The following is a 271-nucleotide window of genomic DNA, read 5'->3' on the forward strand; positions in this document are numbered from 1 at the left end:
CTCGGCGAAATTGCATTACGAGTAAAGATGCTCGTTACGCGCGGCAGGACGAAAAGACCCCGGGACCTTCACTACAACTTGGTATTGGTGCTCGATACGGTTTGTGTAGGATAGGTGGGAGACTATGAAGCAGTCACGCCAGTGATTGTGGAGTCGTTGTTGAAATACCACTCTGATCGTATTGGGCCTCTAACCTCGAACCGTTTATCCGGTTCAGGGACAGTGCCTGGCGGGTAGTTTAACTGGGGCGGTTGCCTCCTAAAAAGTAACG

General features: G+C 51.3%; 1 rRNA gene. It reads left to right on the plus strand.

Going from position 1 to position 271, the window contains the following annotated elements:
• A 23S ribosomal RNA gene (locus H7J93_RS29545) occupies positions 1-271 on the plus strand; the annotation flags it as partial.

This window comes from Mycobacterium barrassiae (genome assembly GCF_025822765.1).
GTDB lineage: Bacteria > Actinomycetota > Actinomycetes > Mycobacteriales > Mycobacteriaceae > Mycobacterium > Mycobacterium barrassiae.